Annotated in this window: 19 protein-coding genes; 10 read left to right on the top strand and 9 right to left on the bottom strand. The window is 66.3% G+C overall.

Going from position 1 to position 20,053, the window contains the following annotated elements; genetic code table 11:
• Positions 1-5 precede the first annotated feature (5 nt).
• On the bottom strand, positions 6-1,379 hold the full coding sequence (locus AABF56_RS03310; RefSeq protein WP_272804910.1) for an aspartate aminotransferase family protein: 1,374 nt from the start codon (positions 1,377-1,379) through the stop codon (positions 6-8).
• 147 nt (positions 1,380-1,526) lie between these two features.
• Here AABF56_RS03310 and AABF56_RS03305 point away from each other — a divergent pair, with 147 nt between their 5' ends.
• Positions 1,527-2,885, top strand: a complete 1,359-nt coding sequence (locus AABF56_RS03305; RefSeq protein WP_244769999.1) for a glutamine synthetase family protein — start codon at positions 1,527-1,529, stop codon at positions 2,883-2,885.
• Positions 2,886-3,056: 171 nt separating this feature from the next.
• Here the strand turns inward: AABF56_RS03305 and AABF56_RS03300 are convergent, their stop codons facing one another.
• Positions 3,057-3,995 (bottom strand): diacylglycerol/lipid kinase family protein, encoded by a 939-nt coding sequence (locus AABF56_RS03300; protein ID WP_244769998.1) that lies wholly within the window; start codon positions 3,993-3,995, stop codon positions 3,057-3,059.
• A gap of 354 nt (positions 3,996-4,349) precedes the next feature.
• Between AABF56_RS03300 and AABF56_RS03295 the strand changes: the two genes are divergently transcribed.
• The gene (locus AABF56_RS03295) at positions 4,350-5,588 is read left to right on the top strand and encodes an MFS transporter (protein ID WP_244769997.1); all 1,239 of its coding nucleotides are present in this window, start codon (positions 4,350-4,352) and stop codon (positions 5,586-5,588) included.
• Positions 5,589-5,799: 211 nt separating this feature from the next.
• Positions 5,800-6,216, top strand: coding sequence for a DoxX family protein (locus AABF56_RS03290; protein ID WP_272804909.1), 417 nt, complete (start codon positions 5,800-5,802; stop codon positions 6,214-6,216).
• 108 nt (positions 6,217-6,324) lie between these two features.
• On the opposite strand, the gene AABF56_RS03285 is transcribed toward AABF56_RS03290, so the two are convergent.
• Positions 6,325-6,795, bottom strand: coding sequence for an Lrp/AsnC family transcriptional regulator (locus AABF56_RS03285; protein ID WP_244769995.1), 471 nt, complete (start codon positions 6,793-6,795; stop codon positions 6,325-6,327).
• Positions 6,796-6,935: 140 nt separating this feature from the next.
• Between AABF56_RS03285 and AABF56_RS03280 the strand changes: the two genes are divergently transcribed.
• Positions 6,936-7,844, top strand: a complete 909-nt coding sequence (locus tag AABF56_RS03280) for a DMT family transporter (RefSeq protein ID WP_272804908.1) — start codon at positions 6,936-6,938, stop codon at positions 7,842-7,844.
• A 3-nt stretch (positions 7,845-7,847) separates the two neighbouring features.
• Here AABF56_RS03280 and AABF56_RS03275 read toward each other — a convergent pair whose 3' ends face one another.
• The 6 genes from AABF56_RS03275 to AABF56_RS03250 form a co-directional block, all read right to left on the bottom strand.
• Positions 7,848-8,432 (bottom strand): class I SAM-dependent methyltransferase, encoded by a 585-nt coding sequence (locus AABF56_RS03275; protein ID WP_272804907.1) that lies wholly within the window; start codon positions 8,430-8,432, stop codon positions 7,848-7,850.
• Between the two features lie 76 nt (positions 8,433-8,508).
• Positions 8,509-9,396, bottom strand: a complete 888-nt coding sequence (locus tag AABF56_RS03270) for an ABC transporter permease (protein ID WP_244769992.1) — start codon at positions 9,394-9,396, stop codon at positions 8,509-8,511.
• A 145-nt stretch (positions 9,397-9,541) separates the two neighbouring features.
• Positions 9,542-10,540 carry an ABC transporter substrate-binding protein gene (locus AABF56_RS03265; protein WP_244769991.1) on the bottom strand — a complete coding sequence of 333 codons (999 nt, stop codon included), beginning with the start codon at positions 10,538-10,540 and terminating at the stop codon, positions 9,542-9,544.
• Between the two features lie 372 nt (positions 10,541-10,912).
• Positions 10,913-11,542, bottom strand: a complete 630-nt coding sequence (locus AABF56_RS03260; RefSeq protein ID WP_244769990.1) for a L,D-transpeptidase — start codon at positions 11,540-11,542, stop codon at positions 10,913-10,915.
• Positions 11,543-11,620: 78 nt separating this feature from the next.
• Entirely contained in the window at positions 11,621-12,103 is a 483-nt protein-coding gene (locus AABF56_RS03255; protein WP_272804906.1) for a DUF3592 domain-containing protein, read from the bottom strand.
• Positions 12,104-12,536: 433 nt separating this feature from the next.
• Positions 12,537-14,201 (bottom strand): electron transfer flavoprotein-ubiquinone oxidoreductase, encoded by a 1,665-nt coding sequence (locus AABF56_RS03250; protein WP_272804905.1) that lies wholly within the window; start codon positions 14,199-14,201, stop codon positions 12,537-12,539.
• Between the two features lie 263 nt (positions 14,202-14,464).
• On the opposite strand from AABF56_RS03250, the gene AABF56_RS03245 reads away from it, so the two are divergent.
• From AABF56_RS03245 to AABF56_RS03220, 6 genes are all read left to right on the top strand, one after another.
• A complete protein-coding gene (locus tag AABF56_RS03245; protein WP_272804904.1) occupies positions 14,465-15,880 on the top strand; it encodes an FAD-binding oxidoreductase in 1,416 nt (471 codons plus the stop codon).
• Between the two features lie 11 nt (positions 15,881-15,891).
• Complete coding sequence (locus tag AABF56_RS03240) at positions 15,892-16,680, top strand: SDR family oxidoreductase (protein WP_244769986.1); 789 nt, start codon at positions 15,892-15,894, stop codon at positions 16,678-16,680.
• Positions 16,681-17,074: 394 nt separating this feature from the next.
• Positions 17,075-18,367, top strand: coding sequence for an Hsp70 family protein (locus AABF56_RS03235; RefSeq protein WP_272804903.1), 1,293 nt, complete (start codon positions 17,075-17,077; stop codon positions 18,365-18,367).
• Positions 18,368-18,417: 50 nt separating this feature from the next.
• Complete coding sequence (locus AABF56_RS03230; protein ID WP_272804902.1) at positions 18,418-19,290, top strand: uracil-DNA glycosylase; 873 nt, start codon at positions 18,418-18,420, stop codon at positions 19,288-19,290.
• Between the two features lie 213 nt (positions 19,291-19,503).
• The gene (locus AABF56_RS03225; protein ID WP_023517454.1) at positions 19,504-19,680 is read left to right on the top strand and encodes a hypothetical protein; all 177 of its coding nucleotides are present in this window, start codon (positions 19,504-19,506) and stop codon (positions 19,678-19,680) included.
• Positions 19,681-19,738: 58 nt separating this feature from the next.
• Positions 19,739-19,882, top strand: a complete 144-nt coding sequence (locus tag AABF56_RS03220; protein ID WP_244769983.1) for a hypothetical protein — start codon at positions 19,739-19,741, stop codon at positions 19,880-19,882.
• Positions 19,883-20,053: the final 171 nt, after the last annotated feature.

Here is a 20,053-nt window from a genome sequence, read left to right as displayed (position 1 = left end):
CCTTATCAGGCCGTCATCACCTTCCACGCATGTTCCAGCCCCTTGCGGGTGATGTCCACCATCTGGTCGACTTCCGCATGGCTGATGACGAGCGGCGGGGAGAAGAGCATGCGGTCGCCGGTGGCGCGCAGCACAAGGCCGTTTTCCAGGCAATGGTTGCGCACGGTAACGCCGGCCTTTTCCTTGTCCTCGAAGCGCTTGCGGCTCGATTTGTCCTCGGCGAGCTGGACCGCGGCCATCAGGCCGACCTGCTGCACCTCGCCGACGATCGGCAGGTCTTCCAGCGATTTGAGGCCGGCGGCGAGGTAAGGGCCGATGTCGTCGTGCACGCGCTCGACGAGCTTTTCGTCCTCGATGATGCGCAGGTTCTCCAGCGCCGCGGCGGCGCAGACCGGGTGGCCGGAATAGGTGAAGCCGTGGTTGAAATCGCCGACTTCTTCCACCAGCACATTGCCGACCCGGTCGGAAACCATGACGCCGCCGATCGGCAGATATCCGGAGGAAAGGCCCTTGGCGATCGGCGCGAGGTCAGGCTCCACGCCGAAATGCTGGTGGCCGAACCAGTGGCCGGTGCGGCCGAAGCCGCAGATCACCTCGTCGGCGACGAGCAGGATGTTCTTCGCCTTGCAGATGCGGGCGATCTCCGGCCAGTAGGTGGCCGGCGGCACGATGACGCCGCCCGCGCCCTGGATCGGCTCGGCGACGAAGGCGGCGACATTGTCCTCGCCGAGCTCGTCGATCTTCTCCTCCAGCTGGCGGGCCATCTTCAGGCCGAATTCCTCCGGCGAGAGGTCGCCGCCCTCGGCATACCAGAAGGGCTGGTCGATGTGGTGGATGCCCTCGATCGGCAGGTCGCCCTGCTCGTGCATCCACTTCATGCCGCCGAGCGAGGCGCCGGCGACGGTGGAGCCGTGATAGCCGTTCTTGCGGGCGATGATCGCCTTCTTGGTCGGCTTGCCCATGGCGCCCCAATAGACGCGGGCCATGCGGAACCAGGTGTCGTTGGCCTCCGAGCCGGAGCCCGTGAAGAAGACGCGGTTGATGTTCGGCCCGGCATGGGAGGTGATCTTCTGGGCGAGCAGCACGGCCGGCGGCGTCGTCGTGCCGAAGAAGGTGTTGTAGTAGGGCAGCTCGTTCATCTGGCGCATGACGGCCTCGGCGATCTCCTTGCGGCCATAGCCGATGTTCACGCACCAGAGGCCGGCGAAGCCGTCGAGATAGCGCTTGCCGTGGTTGTCGAAGATGTAGCACCCTTCGCCGCGCTCGATGATGCGCGTGCCGGCCGCGTTCAGCTTCTTCATGTCCGAGAAGGGATGAAGATGATGGGCGGCATCGAGGGCACCGAGGTTGGAAACGGCTGCTGCACTGCTGTTCGACATTTGACTACATCCTTGGGGGTAGATCCCGCCTTATTGAACGGCGGGACAGAATGGGTTACGAAAATGCCCATACAACAGGCATTTGGCAAGAGATCGAGCGAAAGCAAATTTCTTGTCCATGCTTCCCGCCAAACCGAAGCAGGCACCATGACAAACGACACTAAGGCAGCCGGTTCGCCGCCCGCCAATACCCCGCCCCGTATCGAAATCCTCCTCGTCGGCATGAATGGCGACCTGCGCGGCAAGCAGGTTCCGCCGGAAGGCGAGAAGAAGATCTGGGACGGTTCGGTGCGCCTGCCCTCCTCCACCCAGTCGCTCGACATCTGGGGCGACGACAATGACGACATCACGGGCCTGTCCCTTTCCGTCGGCGACCCGGACGGTGTGTGCATTCCCGACCGCCGCTCGCTGACGGCCATGCCCTGGGCCCCGGAAGGCTCCCGGCAGGTGCTCGCCACCATGCACGAATTCGACGGCTCGCCCTCCTTCATGGACCCGCGCGCCATCCTTGCACGCATGCTGAAGCGCTTCGACGACAGGGGTTTGACGCCCGTCGTCGCGACGGAGCTGGAATTCTACGTGGTGGAGGACGACTTTCGCGTGACCGGCAAGCCCCGTCCGCCGGCGGCGCTGATGTACCGCGACCAGCCGAACGGTTTCCAGCTCTACGACATGCGCGCGACGGATGCGCTCGACGACTATCTCCAGACGGTGCGGGCCTGGGCCAAGGCCATGGACCTGCCCGCCGATGCGACGACGGCGGAATTCGGCCCCGGCCAGTTCGAGATCAACCTCCTGCACCGGCCGGACGCGCTTGCCGCAGCGGACGACTGCATCTACCTGAAGCGCATCGCCGAGCAGGCGGCGCGCCGCTTCGGCCTCAAATCCACCTGCATGGCGAAGCCCTATGCCGACCAGGCGGGTTCCGGCCTGCATGTGCATTGCAGCGTCATCGACCGGGACGGCAAGAACATCCTCGACGCCAGGGGCGGCGAGCCGGCGAAGCTGAAATCCGTCTGCGCCGGCATGCTGCAGACGATGCGCGATGCGCAGCTCGTCTTCGCGCCCTTCGCCAATTCCTACCGGCGCTTCCAGCCCGGCTCCTTCGCGCCGGTCGACCTCACCTGGGGGTTCGGCCATCGCGGCACCGCCATCCGCATTCCGGACAAGGACGGCCCGGCGGCGCGCGTCGAGCATCGCGTGGCGGGCGCCGACGTCAACCCGTACCTGCTCTTGACCGCCATCCTTGGCGGCATCCTGCTCGGCCTTGATGAGAATCTCGATCCAGGCCCCGTGACGGAGCCGGGCAAGGACGCGCCGGACGCCAAGCGCCTGACGCACGATTTCCTGACGGCGGTCGAGGAATTTTCAGCCTCACCCTTCATCCGGGATGCCTTTGGCGCCGAATACCAGAAGCTCTACGGCGATACGAAGCGCAAGGAGGCGATCGTCTACCTGCGCACGGTCTCGGATTTCGACTACCAGACCTATCTGCCGCGGATTTGACGAAAGCGGCACCCAGCCCCTCATCCGGCCTGCCGGCCACCTTCTCCCCGCAATCGGGGCGAAGGGGATATGCCGCGCCGGTTTCCCCGGCCAATACCCGTTTATGAGGCAAGTCCCCTCTCCCCGCTTGCGGGAAGAGGGTTAGGGTGAGGGGCAGCCCGTGACACGGCCTCACGCCGCGGCCGGCTCGGTCGTCGCCATGTTCTTCGCCTGCACCTTCGGCACCATGACCTTCAGTTCGCCCGGATGCAGCCGGATCGAGACGTCACGGTCCATCGGCAGCAGTTCGCCGTCGATGACGCAGTTGATCGCCCGGTCGACCTTGGGGAAATGCAGGTCGACGGCGGTGCCGGTCATCTCGGTGACGTCGGCATTCTCCCGCAGCTTGCCGCGCAGGATGTCGAAGGCGAGCTTGGCGACACCCGCCGGCTTCAGCGGATTCGTCGTGTAGAAGCCGAGATGGCCGCCGGTGAGGTCATCGGCATAGAGCAGGCCGTTCTCGCCGAAGCGGTTGTTCGAGACGTTGATGGCGGAGACCTTGCGGTGCTCCTCGGCGCCATCGACGGTGAACTGCACCTCGAATTCCGGCGGGTCGAATATGACGCCGACGGCAGCACGGGTGTTGGCGGCGATCTTGCCCATGCGCGAGCGGTAGGTCATGGCGTTTCGCAGGCGCACCATGCGGGCGTGCAGGCCGGCGGAGAACTGGTGCACGAAGGCCCGGTCGTCCGCCGTGCCGATGTCGGCCGCCGCGATGTCGCCGTCCGCAAGCGCGTCGATCGCCTGCCAGATGTCGAGCGGGATGTTCAGCGAGCGGGCAAAGAGGTTCATGGTGCCGGCCGGGATGATGCCGAGCGGCATCCTGTTCTGCCAGGCAAGGCCGGCCGCGGCCGAAACCGTGCCGTCGCCTCCGCCGGCCAGCATCGCGTCGAGATCCGTGCGGTCCGAGCAGCGGCGCAGCGCCATCTCGATATCGGCCCCCTCGACGATATCGCAGTCGAGGTGGTGCCCCGCCTCGTAGAAGACCTTCTCCGCGTGGCGCGCATAGGCCTCCATGTCGGTGGTGCGGAACGTCCCCCCGTCCCTGTTGAATATCGCCTGTACTCTCATTCGCATACTCCGCGTCTTGGCCGAGAACGCCTGATGGGTGATTGTGGATCCCATTAGATAAGCGAGAAAGCGGCGATTAACAGGCGATCGCGCAACAGGGTGCAATAATTCGTGAGCGCGCATGCCCCGGCCAAATGCGGGACGGGTGAAAAATCGCAGTAGGCAGCACGCCCGGCTCTGATATATTGCCGGCCGGTCGCCTGCGTCGGGAGTACGCATGCCGGCCGGACTGTACCTTCCCCATCGTGGCCCTTCCGGCCGGACCATACCGCATCAGCAGCCAGGAGGAGTGGCCGCCCGTGCAGGGTCTGTCACCGGTTTGTCGCGCCTGGGCAATCCCTGCGGAGCCATCCCGTGTCCGAACATGCCTTGCCCCATGCCGCCCTCTCCTCCGGGCAGCCGCCGCTTTCGGCGCTCACCGTCACCCTCATCATCCTGGCGCTCGCCGTCGGCAGCTTCGGCATCGGCACCGGCGAATTCGCCATCATGGGCCTCCTGCCGGATGTCGGCACCACCTTCGGCGTGACGACGGCCGAGGCCGGTTATGTCATCAGCGCCTATGCCTTCGGCGTGGTGGTCGGCGCGCCGGTCATCGCCGTCGTCGGCGCGCGGTTCCGCCGGCGCGACCTGCTGCTCGTGCTGATGGGCCTGTTTGCCGCCGGCAACCTTGCCAGCGCCGTCGCGCCCACCTTCGAGAGCTTCATCCTCTTCCGTTTCCTTTCCGGCCTGCCGCACGGCGCCTATTTCGGCGTCGCCGCGCTCGTCGCCGCCTCCATGGTGCCGGTCAACAGGCGCACGCAGGCGGTCGGCAAGGTCATGCTGGGGCTCACCGTCGCCACGCTGATCGGCACGCCGCTCGCCGCCTTCTTCGGCCAGGTATTCGACTGGCAGTTCATGTTCGTCGCCGTCGGCATCACCGGCCTGCTGACGGTCGCGCTCATCGCCATCTTCCTGCCGCGCGACAAGGCACCGAAGGGCATCAACGCGCTCACCGAGCTCGGCGCGCTGAAGCGCAAGCAGGTCTGGCTGACGCTCGGCATCGCCGCGAGCGGCTTCTGCGGCATGTTCGCGGTCTTCTCCTATATCTCGCCGATCGTCACCGAGGTCGCGGGGCTCCATGTCGGCATGGTGCCGGTCATCATGGCGATCTTCGGCTGCGGCATGATCGTCGGCAACATTTTCGGCGCCAAGCTGGCCGACCTCTCGCTGATGCGCACCATCGGCTGGTCGCTGGCGCTCTATTTCTTCGTGCTGGTCAGCCTGTCGCTAACGGCGGAGAACCCGGTCCTGCTCGGCATCTGCTGCTTCCTCATCGGCTGCAGCTTCGTCGTCGGCCCGGCGCTGCAGACGCGGCTGATGGATGTGGCCGGCGATGCGCAGACCCTCGCCGCCGCGCTCAACCACTCCGCCTTCAACGTCGCCAACGCGCTCGGCGCGCTCTTCGGCGGCATGGCGATCAGCGCCGGCTACGGCTACGGCGCGATGGGCTTCGTGGGGGCGGCGACCGCCGTCGTCGGCTTCGGGGTCTTCCTCGTCTCCCTGGCGCTTGAAAAGACCGAGCGCGCGGCAACGCCGGCCTGCCCGGCCGAGTGATCCGCCACGACCGGAAACGATCTGCGCGGCGCCCGCTTCGGGCGCCGCTTTCGTTTGTGCGTCTTGTTACCAGGGTGACAGGGTCGGGCCGGAACTCTGGTAGACATAGGTCATCGCAACCCGCCGAACGCCTCGAATGAAACGGCGGGTTGCAATCGGAGAACGGTCGAAAGACACTCCGTAGGCCCATGAACGCCCCTGGAGACATTGCATGTCCGCCCTTATCGACAGCATCACCGGCAGCCGCGCCTTCGGCTTCCTCGCCCGCACGACCCTCACCTCGATGTTCTGGCTCTCGGGCATCGCGAAACTCGCCGATTTCAACGCCGGCATCGCCGAAATGGCGCATTTCGGGCTGGAGCCCCCCGCCCTCTTCAACATCGCCACCGCCGTCACCCAGATCGTCGGATCGGTGCTGATCATCGCCAACCGCTGGACCTGGCTCGGCGCCGGCATGCTCGCCGTCTTCACCGCCCTCACCATCCCGATCGCGCACACGTTCTGGACCATGCAGGAGCCGATGCGCACGATCGAATTCCATGTCGTCATGGAGCACATCACCGTCATCGGCGCGCTGATGGTCGTCGCCTGGAAATCCTCGAAAGCGCCTGTCGTCCCTGCGCAGTGACGACAGGCCGGGCGGCGCCCCCCTCTCTCCGGGGGCACGCCCTGGACGGCCCTGCCTCTCCGGCCGTCCCAACCGCCCCGACGCCGCTCGTCGGGGCGGTTTTCCGTATCACAGCGTCGGCAGCTTCAGCGGGCCGCCCGTCTTGATGCTGCGGATCGCGAAATTGGAGCGGATGTCGGTGACGCCGGGCAAAGCGAGCAGGGTTTCGGTCAGCAGCGTCTCATAGGCCGACAGGTCCTCCACCACCACTTCCGCCAGAAAATCCGCATTGCCGGAAATGAGGAAGCAGGAGACGACTTCGGGAATGGCGAGCAGCGCCTGCTGCTGGGCGGCCGCATTCTCCCGGCTGTGCTGCCCCACCTTGATCTCCACGAAGACGGTGAGGCCGAGGCCGACCTCCTTGCGGTCGATATCGGCGCGATAGCCGCGCAGCACGCCGGATTTCTCCAGGTTGCGGATGCGGCGCAGGCAGGGCGACGGCGACAGGTTCACCCGCTCGGCGATCTCCACATTGGTCGCGCGCGCATCCTCCTGCAGCACCTTGAGGATAGCGATGTCGAATTTATCAAGATTTGGCATATTCTAGAACTTTTCCGATAGTTTTCGGCATGATCGTGCGCATCCTACATTTCTGAAGGCACAACACGCAAGGACATGCCCCGGCCTTCGGCGCTAGAGTCTGGCCATGAATTGAGCCACAGCGCAGAAAGGACATCGCCATGGCCATGGTCTCGCTTTCTTCAGAGGGGAAGACCAATCCCCTCGTCGCCGGTTATGCCGGCGCGGTCGTCACGGTCCTGATCTGGGCGACCTGGGTGCTCGCGACGCGCCACACGGCGGCGACCCCGCTCGGCACGATCGATATCGGCCTCATCCGCTACGGCGTGCCCGCCCTCCTCCTCGCGCCGGTCTGGCTAAGGACCGGGCTGCTGCCGAATCCTGTGCCGGCAAGGCTCGTCGTCGTGATGGTGGCGGGCGCCGGCGCCCTGTTCTTCCAGATGACGGCGGCGGCACTGCACACCACGCCCGCCGCGCCCGGCGGCATCCTGCTCGGCGGGTCCATGCCGCTCGCGACGGCCCTCATCGGCATCACGCTGTTCGGCGAACGGCCGGATCGCATGCGGCTTGCCGGGCTTGCGGCCATCGTCGCCGGCGTCGTCATCCTGCTTGCCGCCAGCCTGCAGAAGAGCGGCATGACCATGACCGGCTTCCTGCTGCTACCGCTCGGCGCCGTGCTCTGGGCCGGCTTCACCCATGCCTTCCGCCGCTCGGGCCTTTCCGCCCTGGAGGGCGCGGCCCTCATCGCCGTCTGGTCCTTCCTGATCCATCTCGTCCTGGCCGCGCTCTTCGGCACGCATCTTGGCGAGGCTTCCCTGCCCGACCTCGCGCTGCAGGTCACCAGCCAGGGCATCCTGTCCGGCCTCATCGCCACCTTCGCCTATGGCACCGCCATCCGCACGCTCGGCGGCAGCCAGGCCGCCGCCTTCACCGCCATCACGCCGGTGCTGGCGACGCTCGGCGGCGCGGTGTTCCTCGGCGAGAGCTTCGGCGCGGCGGAGATCACGGCGGCGCTGGTCGTCGGGGCAGGCGTCGCCCTCTCCACCGGCGTCCTCTCGCCGAAACGCTGACATCTAGCGGATCGCGGTAACGGCGATCCAGTCGGTGGGGCGGCGGTCATAGGCACCGCCGCTCCAGCTTTCCACTTCCAGCGAAGCCCACGGACCGCTGTCCCGCCAGTAGGCCGTCAGTTCCTTTACCGAAAGATAGTTGTAGTGGCGGCCGAGGGCGTCGGCGCTTTCGCCGGATCCCGCCTTGAAGCTGGCCCAGGCGACGCCGCCTTTCACGAGGGCCGTGTGCACCTTGCCGATCACGCCGGCAAGCTCGTCGCGGGCGACATGGGTCAGGGATGCACAGGCATAGACCCCGTCATAGGCCTCCTCCACGTCCAGTTCCTGGAACAGCATGGTGCGGACCGGCTGGCCGAGCCGTCGCGAGGCGATGGCGGCGAGTTCCGCCGATCCATCCGTCGCATCCAGCGCAAAGCCCGCGGCAAGGATGGCCGCGGCATCGACGCCGCCGCCGGTGCCCAGTTCGAGGATCCTGCCGCCGGCCTTGCAGCGCTGCAGGAACGGGAAGAGTTTCGGGTTTGGCCTGTTCCCGTCCGCGGCATAGGCGGCCGCATGGGAGTTGTAGAAGTCGAGGGTGCTGCCTTGCATCGACCGGCGCTCGCTGTTCCGGCCGGAGAATCCTGCGGCCACCGGGCCGCAGGATATTGCGACATCGCGCGTGCGATCAACCGTGAATAATCTCGCGGTGCTTCTGCAGGCGCTTGCCGAAGGCCTGGCTGACGCGGTCGAAGATGATCGCGATGCCGACGATGGCGAGGCCGTTGAAGATGCCGAGCGTGAAATACTGGTTGGAGATCGCCTTCAGCACCGGCTGGCCGAGGCCCTGCACGCCGATCATCGAGGCGATGACCACCATGGCGAGCGCCATCATGATCGTCTGGTTGATGCCGGCCATGATGGTGGGCAGCGCCAGCGGCATCTGCACGTTCTTCAGCTTCTGCCAGCTCGAGGAACCGAAGGCGTCCGCCGCCTCCAGGACATCCTTGTCGACGAGGCGGATGCCGAGATTGGTCAGGCGAATCATCGGCGGGATGGCGTAGATGACCACCGCGATGAGCCCCGGCACCTTGCCGATGCCGAGCAGCATGACGACCGGGATGAGATAAACGAAGCTCGGCATGGTCTGCATGACGTCGAGGACCGGGTTGATGACGTTCTGCACCCGGTCCGAGCGCGACATGAGGATGCCGATCGGGATGCCGATGACGATGGAAAGCACGGTACAGACGAAGATCATCGAGACCGTCTTCATCGTGTCGTCCCACATGTCGAAATAGCCGATGACCAGCAGCGTGCCGACCGCGCCGGCGACGATCTTCCAGTTGCGGCTGGCGAACCATGCGACGAGCGCGATCAATAGCAGGATGATCGGCCAGGGCGTGCGCGTCATGAAACGCTCGGACCAGATCAGAAAGTGCTGCAGCGGCTCGAAGATCGATTCGATGCCGTCGCCATAGGCGCGGGTGAAGGTGCGGAAGCCCTCATCGATCGTCTTCTTGAGATCGCGCAGGGTATTCGCGTCCATCGTCGGAAATTTCGTGAACCATTCCATGTCGATCCCCTTCCGGCTCCGACCGATCTGCGTCGGTCTTCAAGCCAACCCTGATAGATGCCGCCCGAACAGGCGCCGGCGGCATGTGATGAAACGAAGATGGAGCGGCGCGCCCGAGGACGCGCCGCCCGGTTCGATCAACCGGTCAGAGCGCGGCCTTGATCTTCTCGGCCGCTTCCGGCGAGACCCATTCCTTCCAGAGGGCTTCGTTCTCCTCCAGGAAATGCTTGGCGCCATCGTCGCCGCTCGCCTGGTTGTCGGTCATCCACGCCATCAGCTTGTTGACCGTGTCGTTCGACCAGGCGCGTTTGTTGAGATAGCCCATGACGTCGGCGCCGGCGCGGTCGGAGAAGGTCTTGGTCACCAGCGTCTGGACCTTGTCCTTCGGCCAGTCGTTCTTCTTCGGGTCCGGGCAATCGGCGACCGTGTTGCAGCGCTTCCATTCGGCGGCGTCATAGGGCACGCCGTGCTCGAGCTTCACCATCTCGTACTTGCCGAGAAGGGCCGTCGGCGCCCAGTAGTAGCCGACCCAGCCTTCCTTGCGCTCGTAGGCTTTCGCGATCGAGCCGTCGAGGCCGGCGGCCGAGCCGGTGTCGACCAGCGTGAAGTTCGCCGCTTCCCCGCCATAGGCCTTGTAGAGCTGGCTGGTCACGACCGTGCCGCCCCAGCCCTGCGGGCCGTTGTGCACGGCGCCCTTCGACTTGTCCTCCGGATCCGGGAACAGTTCGGGGTGCTTCAGCGCGTCGTCGATCGTCTTGATGTCGGGGTTGGCGTCGGCGATGTATTTCGGAATCCACCAGCCCTGCACGGCGGCGTCGGAAAGGGCGACGGCAGCGCCGATCAGCTTGCCTTCCTCGATGCCGCGGTTGACGACGTCCGGCAGGAGGTCGACCCAGCCTTCGGGCGCCAGGTCCGGCGCGCCCTTCTCGATCATCGAGGTGATGGTCGGAACCGTGTCGCCGACGATGACCTCGGCATTGCAGCCATAGCCTTCGGTCAGGATGAACTTGTCGAGCGCGGCGAGAACCTCGGCGCTCTGCCAGTTCATGCTGGCAATGGTCACGTCGCCGCATTCGGCGCGTGCCGCGCCCGTCATGGCCAGAAGGCCGGCGACGAGGCAGGTGGAAGCAAGAAGATGTTTCATATCCGTTCCCTCATTTCGGCGGTGTCATTGTGCCGACAGGAACCCGCTGCACCGCCGGCGCCGGGCCCGTGATCCCTCTGCGGATCCATCTTGGACAGGGCCAGTCGGGGGCCTTCTCTTTCCACGATGCCGCAGCCTCGACTTTTGCAGCTACGGAGTCGAATGCCGGCACGAATGCGTCTGCCATTGACCCCTATGCGTCATGGAAAGGCCAAATTCGCAAGACCGCCCCGACTTTGTCCAAGCTTGGCGTCGCGATGGCAATGTTATGATGCAATTCAGTTTTTTCAAAGAATGAAAACGCCGAAAGGGCCGGCGAAAGCCGACCCTCCTGCCGCGCGCCACCGGCGCGATGTCGCGGCTGTGCCGCCGTCAGGCCATGCGCCGGCCCTGGATGACATGGACGCGCCCGCCGGTCTTCACCCGGTCGTAGAGGTCGATCACGTCCTGGTTGAGCATGCGCACGCAGCCGCTCGACATGGCCTCGCCGATCGACCACGGCTGGTTGGTGCCATGGATGCGGAACATCGTGTCGTTGCCGTTCTGGTAGAGGTAGATGGCGCGGGCGCCGAGCGGGTTGTTGAGGCCGCCGGGCACGCCGCCGGCATATTTCAGGTTCTTCCTGGGATCGCGGCGGATCATGTTCGGCGTCGGCGTCCAGCTCGGCCATTCCGCCTTGCGGCCGATATAGGCGCTGCCGGCCAGCGAATAGCCTTGGCGGCCGACGCCGATGCCGTAGCGCATCGCCCGGCCGTTGCCGAGCACGTAGTAGAGCCGGCGGGCCGGCGTGTCGACCACGATGGTGCCGGCGGCATGGCCGGTGTCATAGGCGACTTCCTGGCGGCGCAGCTCGGGCTTGATCTTGTCGAGCGGGATCGCCTTCAGCGGAAATTTCTCGTCCAGCCTGTCGCCGTAATTGGCACGGTCGCTGGTGCCGTTCGTCGCGCAGCCGGCAAGCAATGCGGATGCGCCGAGCAGGAATCCGCGGCGGGAAATCGACATGTTCAAAAGCCCCTAACACTTCGTCTATGGGGCTGAAAATTATGCGTTTATGGTTAATGGCAGGTTAAGCGCGGGCATTCACGGCCGCATCAGGCCGGCCCTCAGCAGGATGCCGCCCACCAGGAGGCACAACAAGCTGAAAGCACCGATCGCCCAGGCCGTGCCATCGGGCCAGGCCGAAAGGGCCGAGACCGGCATGGCAAGCGCCGGATCCGCTGCCGAATAAACGGCCGTCACCCGGGCGGCCGGCGTGTAATCGGCGGGGTCGATGGCGGTGTAGGAGGTGGTGCGGATCCGCTGTCCCTCGGCCGTCGTGAATTCGAGGATCGGGTAATAGACCTCGCGGCGGCTGCCGCGGCTTCCCACCCAGGCGGCCTCGAAGCCTGTCATCTCCGCCTCGACGGTGTGGCCGGACGAGGCGAGATCCCGGTAGATGCCATGCACCGACCAGAGCCCCCAGGCCGCCAGCAGCCCGACGACGACGAGCACGGCGCCAATGATGGCCGTGATGCCGGTTCGCCACCCGCGCCCAGCCCTTGCGAATACCGGCCCGGCCTGCATGTCGCCGATCCCTCCCCCGTTCGGGTGGGACTATACAGGGCCGGCCCGGCAACTTGAAGCTGCCGGAAAAGGACAGGCAGGCGCCTCAGCGCCGCTGCCGGCCGCAGGGCAATCGCCTATGGAAGGAAACCGCTGCCACATCCCCCTTCTCCCCACGGTGAGAGGGTGCCGGCAGGCGGATGAGGGGGATGGTGAAGACGCAACCGATCTGTCCGAGCCGCCCCTCATCCGACCCTTCGGGCCACCTTCTCCCCGTGGGGGAGAAGGGAGGAGCGGCATCGTCGCACTCCAATGCGGTTGCCCTGCTTCCGACCGGATGGACCGGACCTTCGCCGATGCCTTCGGCGCGCACCCTTGCGGCCGACCGAAGATCACATAGCGGGACAGACCGGCCCTTGCCGCGCTCTTTCGTGCGGCCCGGCCTCCCCACGCCTCACATATTCGGATAGACAGGCCCTTCGCCGCCTTGGGGTGGGACCCAGTTGATGTTCTGGTTGGGGTCCTTGATGTCGCAGGTCTTGCAGTGCACGCAGTTCTGCGCGTTGATGACGTAGACGTCCTGGCCGTCCTTCTCGACCCATTCGTAGACGCCGGCGGGACAGTAGCGGGTGGACGGGCCGGCATAGACGTCGAGCTCGGAGGTCTTCTGCAGCTCCGGGTTCTTGAGCTGGAGGTGGACCGGCTGGTCCTCCTCGTGGTTGGTGTTCGACAGGAACACCGAGGAGAGGCGGTCGAAGGTGAGCACCCCGTCCGGCTTCGGGTAGTCGATCTTGTTGTGCTTTGCCGCCGGCTCCAGGCTCTGCGCGTCCGTCTTGCCGTGCTTGAGCGTGCCGAAGACGGAGAAGCCGAACAGCGTGTTCGTCCACATGTCGAGGCCGCCGAGCGCCACGCCGACCGCCGTGCCGAACTTCGACCACAGCGGCTTGACGTTGCGCACCTTCTTCAGGTCGGAACCGATGGCGCTGTCGCGCCAGCCCTGCTCAATCTCGATCGGCTCGTCATTGGCCCGGCCCGCCGCAATCGCATCCGCCAGCTTCTCGGCCGCCAGGATGCCCGACAGCACCGCATTGTGGCTGCCCTTGATGCGCGGCACGTTGACGAAGCCGGCCGAGCAGCCGATCAGCGCCCCGCCGGGGAAGGACAGCTTCGGCACCGACTGGTAGCCGCCTTCGGTGATGGCGCGCGCGCCGTAGGAGAGGCGCTTGCCGCCCTCGAAGGTGCCCCTGATGGCGGGATGCGTCTTGAAGCGCTGGAATTCCTCGAAGGGATAGAGGTACGGGTTCTTGTAGTTGAGGTGCACGACGAAGCCGACGGCGACGAGGTTGTCCTCCAGATGGTAGAGGAAGGAACCGCCGCCGGTCTTCATGCCGAGCGGCCAGCCGAAGGAGTGCTGCACGAGGCCGGGCCTGTGGTTCTCCGGCTTCACCTGCCAGAGCTCCTTGAGGCCGATGCCGAACTTTTGGGGCTCGCGGCCCTCGTCCAGCCTGAACTTGGCGATGAGCTGCTTGGCGAGCGAGCCGCGCACGCCTTCCGAGATCAACGTGTACTTGCCGAGAAGCGCCATGCCGCGGGTATAGTTCGGGCCGGGCTCGCCATTGCGCTCGATGCCCATGTCGCCGGTGGCGACGCCGATGACGGCGCCCTCGTCGTTGTAGAGCACTTCGGTTGCGGCAAAGCCGGGATAGATCTCGACGCCGAGCTCTTCCGCCTTGGTCGCCAGCCACCGACAGACGTTTCCGAGCGAGACGATGTAGTTGCCGTGGTTGTTCATCAGCGGCGGCATGAAGGCGTTCGGCAGGCGGACGGAGCCGGCGGGGCCGAGAAAGAGGAAGCGGTCGTCGGTCACCTCGGTCTTGAAGGGATGGCCGGCGTCCTCGCGCCAGCCGGGCAGCAAGCGGTCGATGCCGATGGGATCGACGACGGCGCCCGACAGGATATGCGCGCCGACTTCCGCGCCCTTCTCCAGCACGACGACGGAGAGCTCCGGGTTCACCTGCTTCAGCCGGATCGCCGCGGAAAGGCCCGCCGGACCCGCACCCACGATCACAACGTCGAATTCCATGCTCTCGCGTTCGGGGAGTTCCATTTCGTCGCTCATTCGCCTCTCCACCCCGCAACCCCTCAAAAGCCGCGGCAATTCCCTCTGGTTAGCCTGTCATGGCAAATGCCGAAAGCCTTGTCGAGCCGTTCTGCGACAGACTTTCCCTGCATTTGCGCATGACATCATGACAGGGTCGAAAGTTTATTGACTTTAACGTAAACGTCAACCGATTGCCGCCCGTATCAGCCCGTGCGCGCTTGATTCCGCTTCTCCGCCGCACTACGCATTCGAGCCGGCCCATCGGCAGAGGAAACGGGAACATGTCCGAGATTATCCAATCGCTCGAACGCGACTTGCACGATTTCGGCGACACGCTCCACCTTATCGGAAGCGACCGGCTGGCGAACCGGCATCCCGGCGAACATGCGGGCAATTTCGGCGCGGGCGCCATGGCCGAGCCGGCGACGCCCGAGGCGGCGGCCGCCGTGGTGCGCTGGTGCTTCGAAAACGACGTGCCCATCGTGCCGCAGGGCGGGCGCACAGGCCTTGTCGGCGGCGGCATCAGCCGGCCGGGCGAGCTCATCCTCTCCACCGCCCGCCTCGACCGCATCGAGGCCATCGATCCCCTCGCCCGCACCGTCACGGTCGGCGCCGGCGTCACGCTGCAGGCCCTGCAGGAGGCGACGGCAGGGGTCGGCCTCATTCCCGGCATCGACCTCGCCGCGCGCGGCAGCGCCACCATCGGCGGCATGATCGCCACCAATGCCGGCGGCATCCTCGCCTTCCGCAACGGCGTGATGCGCCACCAGGTGCTCGGCATCGAGGCGGTGATGCCGGACGGCAGCCTCGTCAGCGACCTGACGCGCGTGCTGAAGGTCAGCGCCGGGCCGGACATCAAGCAGCTGCTCATCGGCTCGGAAGGCGCCTATGGTTTCGTCACCCGCGCCGTGCTGAAGCTCGAAAGCTTCAACCCGATGCGCGCCACCGCGCTCGTCGGCGTGCCCGACGCCAGGGCCGCCCTCGCGCTCATCGCCCATTTCCGCAGCCGGCCGGCCCTGCAGCTGGAGGGCGCCGAATTGATGTGGCAGCGCTATCTGCACGACAGCGCGGCGGACAAGGGTTTCGACCTCGGCTGGCTGGAGGCCGATACCCCCGCGATCCTCCTGATGGAAGTGTCCGCCAGCAGCGAGGCGGAGGCCCGCGAGGCGCTGGAAGAGGGCCTTGCCGCCCTCTGGGAGGAGCACGGTCTGACCAGCGGCATCGTCGCCGCCTCGCTCGACCAGGCCCGGCGCTTCTGGGCGCTGCGCGAGGACGGCGACTTCATGTACCGGCATTTCCCCGCCGCGCCCTCCTTCGACGTCTCCGTGCCGCCGGGTGCGCTCGACGGGTATGTCGACGGCCTGCGGCAGCGGCTGAAGGCCGTCGATCCGGGTTTCGACGCCTATGTCTATGGCCATGTCGCGGACGGCAACCTGCATATTTCCGTCATCGGCAACGGCGTGGCGGCCCCGGGCGCCAAGGAACCGATCGAGGACGCCGTCTATACCGGCGTCGCGGAGCTCGGCGGCAGCTTTTCCGCCGAGCACGGGGTGGGAACGGAGAAGCGCCGCGCCTATCTCAGCTACGGCAATGCGTCGCGCCGCGCCGTGGCGCAGGCGATCAAGGCCGCGCTCGACCCGAAAAACCTCTTCAATCCGGGCAAGGTGCCCTATCGCGCCGACGCGCCCCGAACATAGGACAGACCACGATGGATCTCGGAATTGCCGGCAAACGCGCCCTCGTCCTCGCCTCCTCCCGCGGCCTCGGCAAGGGCATTGCCGAAGCGCTCGCCCGCGAGGGCGCGCATGTCCTCCTGTGCGGGCGCAGCGCGGAGACGCTTGCGGCCAATTGCGCGGCCATCAATGCGGCGGGCCCCGGCCGCGCCGACTGGGTGCAGGCCGATCTCGGCGACGAGGACGTCGTCGAGACGCTCGTGAAGGCGACGCGGGAAAAGCTCGGCGGGGTCGATATCCTCGTCAACAATTCCGGCGGGCCGACGCCCGGCTCCACCGAGGACATGAGCGAGGAAAAGCTGGCCACCTATTTCCAGTCCATGGTGCTGCGGATCATCACGCTCACCAACCGGCTGCTGCCCGTCATGAAGGAACAGCGCTGGGGCCGCATCCTGACGGTCGCCTCCTCCGGCGTCATCGAGCCGATCCCGGGCCTGGCGCTGTCCAACACGCTGCGCCCGGCGCTGGCCGGCTGGTCCAAGACGCTGGCGAGCGAGGTCGCCGAATACGGCATCACCAGCAACATGCTCCTGCCCGGCAGCATCCTGACCGACCGGCTGAAGAGCCTCGACGCCGCCGCCGCCGAGCGCAGCGGCAGGAGCATCGCCGAGGTGCGCGCGGCCTCGGAACGGGCGATCCCGGCCCGGCGCTACGGCGCGGTGGAGGAATTCGCGGCGACCGCCGCCTTCCTGTGCAGCGCGCCGGCCAGCTACGTCACCGGCAGCCTCATCCGCTGCGACGGCGGCGCGGCACGTTCGGTCTGAGGCGTCGGGGCCCCTCATCCGGCAGCCCACCGCACATGGAAGGAAACCGTTGCCGCTCTCCCCTTCTCCCCCGCGGGGAGAAGGTGGCCCAAAGGGTCGGATGAGGGGGTGGCTCGGACGTATCGTTTGCGCCTTCGCCATCCCCCTCATCCGCCTGCCGGCACCTTCTCCCCGCGGGGGAGAAGGGGATGGGGCAACGCCGAACTGCATAGGCAATAGGCCTCCCACCTCGGGGAGAAGATCAGGCTGAGGGGCAATCATACCTCCCCCCTTGCCTTCCCAGCCCGCCTGTGCCATCTGGCGCGCTCTCCCATTTCCGGGCGCGCCGACGCGCCTTTCGCGCGGGGCTTTCGCTCCGCTCCAACACATTTTCGACGATCGAAGGGGCACGGCGATGGCACGGGCACTCGGGCTTGATTTCGGCACGACGAACACGGTTCTGGCGCTTTCCGAAGGGACCGGGGCGACACGGTCGATGACCTTCAACAGCAGCGTCGGCGTCACCGACACGATGCGCACGGCGCTGTCCTTCATGAAGGATCCGGTCGTCGGTGCGCAGGCGCTGAAGGTGGAGGCCGGACAGGCGGCGATCCGCCAGTTCATCGACAATCCCGGCGATAGCCGATTCCTGCAGTCGATCAAGACCTTTGCCGCAAGCGCCCTCTTCCAGGGCACGCTGGTCTTTGCCCGCCGCCATGCCTTCGACGACCTGATGGAGGTGTTCCTGCGCCGGCTGAAGGCCTATGCGGGCGATGGATGGCCGGCGGACGTCTCGCGCGTCATCGCGGGCCGGCCGGTACAGTTCGCCGGTGCAAGCCCCGACCCGGCGCTCGCGCTCGAACGCTACAACGCGGCGCTGACGCGGCTCGGCTTCCCGGAGATCCACTATGTCTACGAGCCCGTCGCGGCGGCCTACTATTTCGCCCAGACGCTGAAGAGCGACGCCACCGTGCTGGTCGCCGATTTCGGCGGCGGCACGACGGACTATTCGCTGATCCGCTTCGAGCGGCAGGCCGGCCGGCTGACGGCACAGCCGATCGGCCATTCGGGCGTCGGCATCGCGGGCGACCATTTCGATGCCCGCATGATCGAGCGCCTCGTCGCGCCGGAGATCGGCAAGGGCAGCTTCTTCAAGAGCTTCGACAAGGTCCTGGAGGTGCCGTCCGGCTATTATGCCAACTTCGCCCGCTGGAACCAGCTCTCGATCTTCAAGACGACGCGCGAATTCGCCGACCTCAAGTCGCTGGTCCGTTCGTCGCTCGAGCCGGAAAAGCTCGAACTGTTCATCGATCTCGTCGAGCATGACGAGGGCTATCCGCTCTACCAGGCGATCTCGGCCACCAAGATGGCGCTGTCGGTGGCGGACGAAGCCGAATTCCACTTCGCCCCGCTCGGCGCCGCGGGCCGCAGGATGGTCAGGCGCTCCGATTTCGAGGACTGGATCGCACCGGACCTCGCCCGCATCGAGGGCGCGCTGGACGAGGTGCTGGAGAAGACCGGCACCGCGCCCGGCGCCATCGACAAGGTGTTCCTGACCGGCGGCACCTCCTTCGTGCCGGCCGTCAGGCGCATCTTCACCCGCCGCTTCGATGCGGACCGCATCGAGAGCGGCGGCGAGCTGCTGTCGATCGCCCACGGTCTCGCGCTGATCGGCGAAGGCGACGACGTGGCGCAATGGGCGGCGTGACGATGACGGCGGCGCTTTCCTCCGGCAAGCCGCTTCGCTAAGGTGCAGCCATGAACGCCGCGAACGACCTCAATCCCGCACAGCTCCGATCGCTCCTGCATTTCTATGCGGATGCCGGCGTCGAATGGCTGCTGGAGGAAGAGGCCGTCGACCGCATCGCCGAATTCGAGGCGATGCGCGCGGCGCGCGGCATGCAGGCGCCGCGGGAAACCGCCCCTGCCCCGCAGCAGGCCGCCCGCCCGGCGCCGGCCCGGCAGGAGCAACCGCGCGCCGCGGCCGCTGCGCCCCAGCCGAACGTCCTGCCCAATGTCGCGATACCGGACAGCCAGGCGGTGGCCGAGGCGGAGTTCGCGGCGGGCAGCGCCCGTTCGCTGGAGGAATTGCGCACGGCGATGGAGGCCTTCAACGGCTGCAACCTGAAGACCAGCGCCCGCTGCCTCGTCTTTGCGGCGGGCAATGCGAAGCCCTCGGTCATGGTGATCGGCGCCATGCCGAATGCCGACGACGACCGCGACGGCCAGCCCTTCTCCGGCCGGCAGGGCGCGATGCTCGACCGCATGCTGGCCGGCATCGGGCTCGACCGGGCCGACCTCCTGCTGAGCAATGTCGTGCCGTGGCGGCCGCCCGGCAACCGCCCGCCCTCGCAGCGCGAGGCCGATATCTGCCGGCCGTTCATCGAGCGGCAGATCGCGCTTGCCGAGCCGAATCACCTGCTGATCCTCGGCAATTTCGCCGCGCGATTCCTGCTGCGTTCGAACGACACGATCCACCAGTTGCGGGGAGAATGGCGGGAGTTTGCGATTTCCGGCCGCACCATCCCGGCTTTTGCGACGCTGCACCCGCAGGATCTGGTGACGGCGCCGGTCAGCAAGCGGCTCGTCTGGCAGGATTTGCTTGCTTTTCGTGCAGGGCTCAAGGCCTGATCACGAAGGCTACCTTCATATTTTTCAATGGCTTGGCTTTTAAGACCTGTGGATCATCCGCAGGGCCTGACGAAAAACTGCCGCAAGCATGAACAAAATGTTTCATCAGTCATGCGATTTGCACATATCTGCCGGGCAGAATGTCGCATTGCAAAATCAATGTTGCGGCGCAATATAACAGGACGGGAGGGACAGGATTTAAGGAATCGACCCATGACCGCCCGCTTTCGGCCCATCCATTCGAGCTTCGAGACGCTCCGCCATTCCGGTCTGCGCACCGGCCGCGGCTTCGGCGGCATCGCTGCCCCGGCCAACGAGCAGCTCACCGCCTCCGGTTTCGCCCGTATCAACCGCCCCGTCCAGCTCTTCGCCGAGTTCATCCAGCGCTGAGCCGATGCAAGGCGCCCGGCCGGCGCCTTCCGATGCAGACCGACCCCAGGAGCAGACCATGGCCACCTTTCGCAAGCTGATGTCCGACATCGCCGATATCCGCGCCGCCGTGAACGCCGCCCGGGAATATTCCGTGCTGGCTTCCCTGCCGCGCGACGCCGCGCAGCGCCGCGACCCGCTCAAGGCCTTCCTGCCGAACTGAGCTTGGCCCTGGCCTTGAAGCCGGCCGGCGCTGTGCTATTGTCTTCATCGTGAGGAGGTGAGACGCCTTTTCTTCCGGTGGAGACCGGGCCGAAGCCCGAACCGTTTCTTAGCTGATCGTCAGGGTGAAGCGCCAACCTCTGAACCTGATCGTCAGCGTAAGCCGGATTCG

The sequence above is a fragment of the Shinella sp. WSC3-e genome, assembly GCF_945994535.1.
Classification (GTDB): Bacteria; Pseudomonadota; Alphaproteobacteria; order Rhizobiales; family Rhizobiaceae; genus Shinella; species Shinella yambaruensis.
The sequence above is the reverse complement of the archived record's forward strand: the minus strand, read 5'-3'. Positions and strand labels throughout refer to the sequence as shown.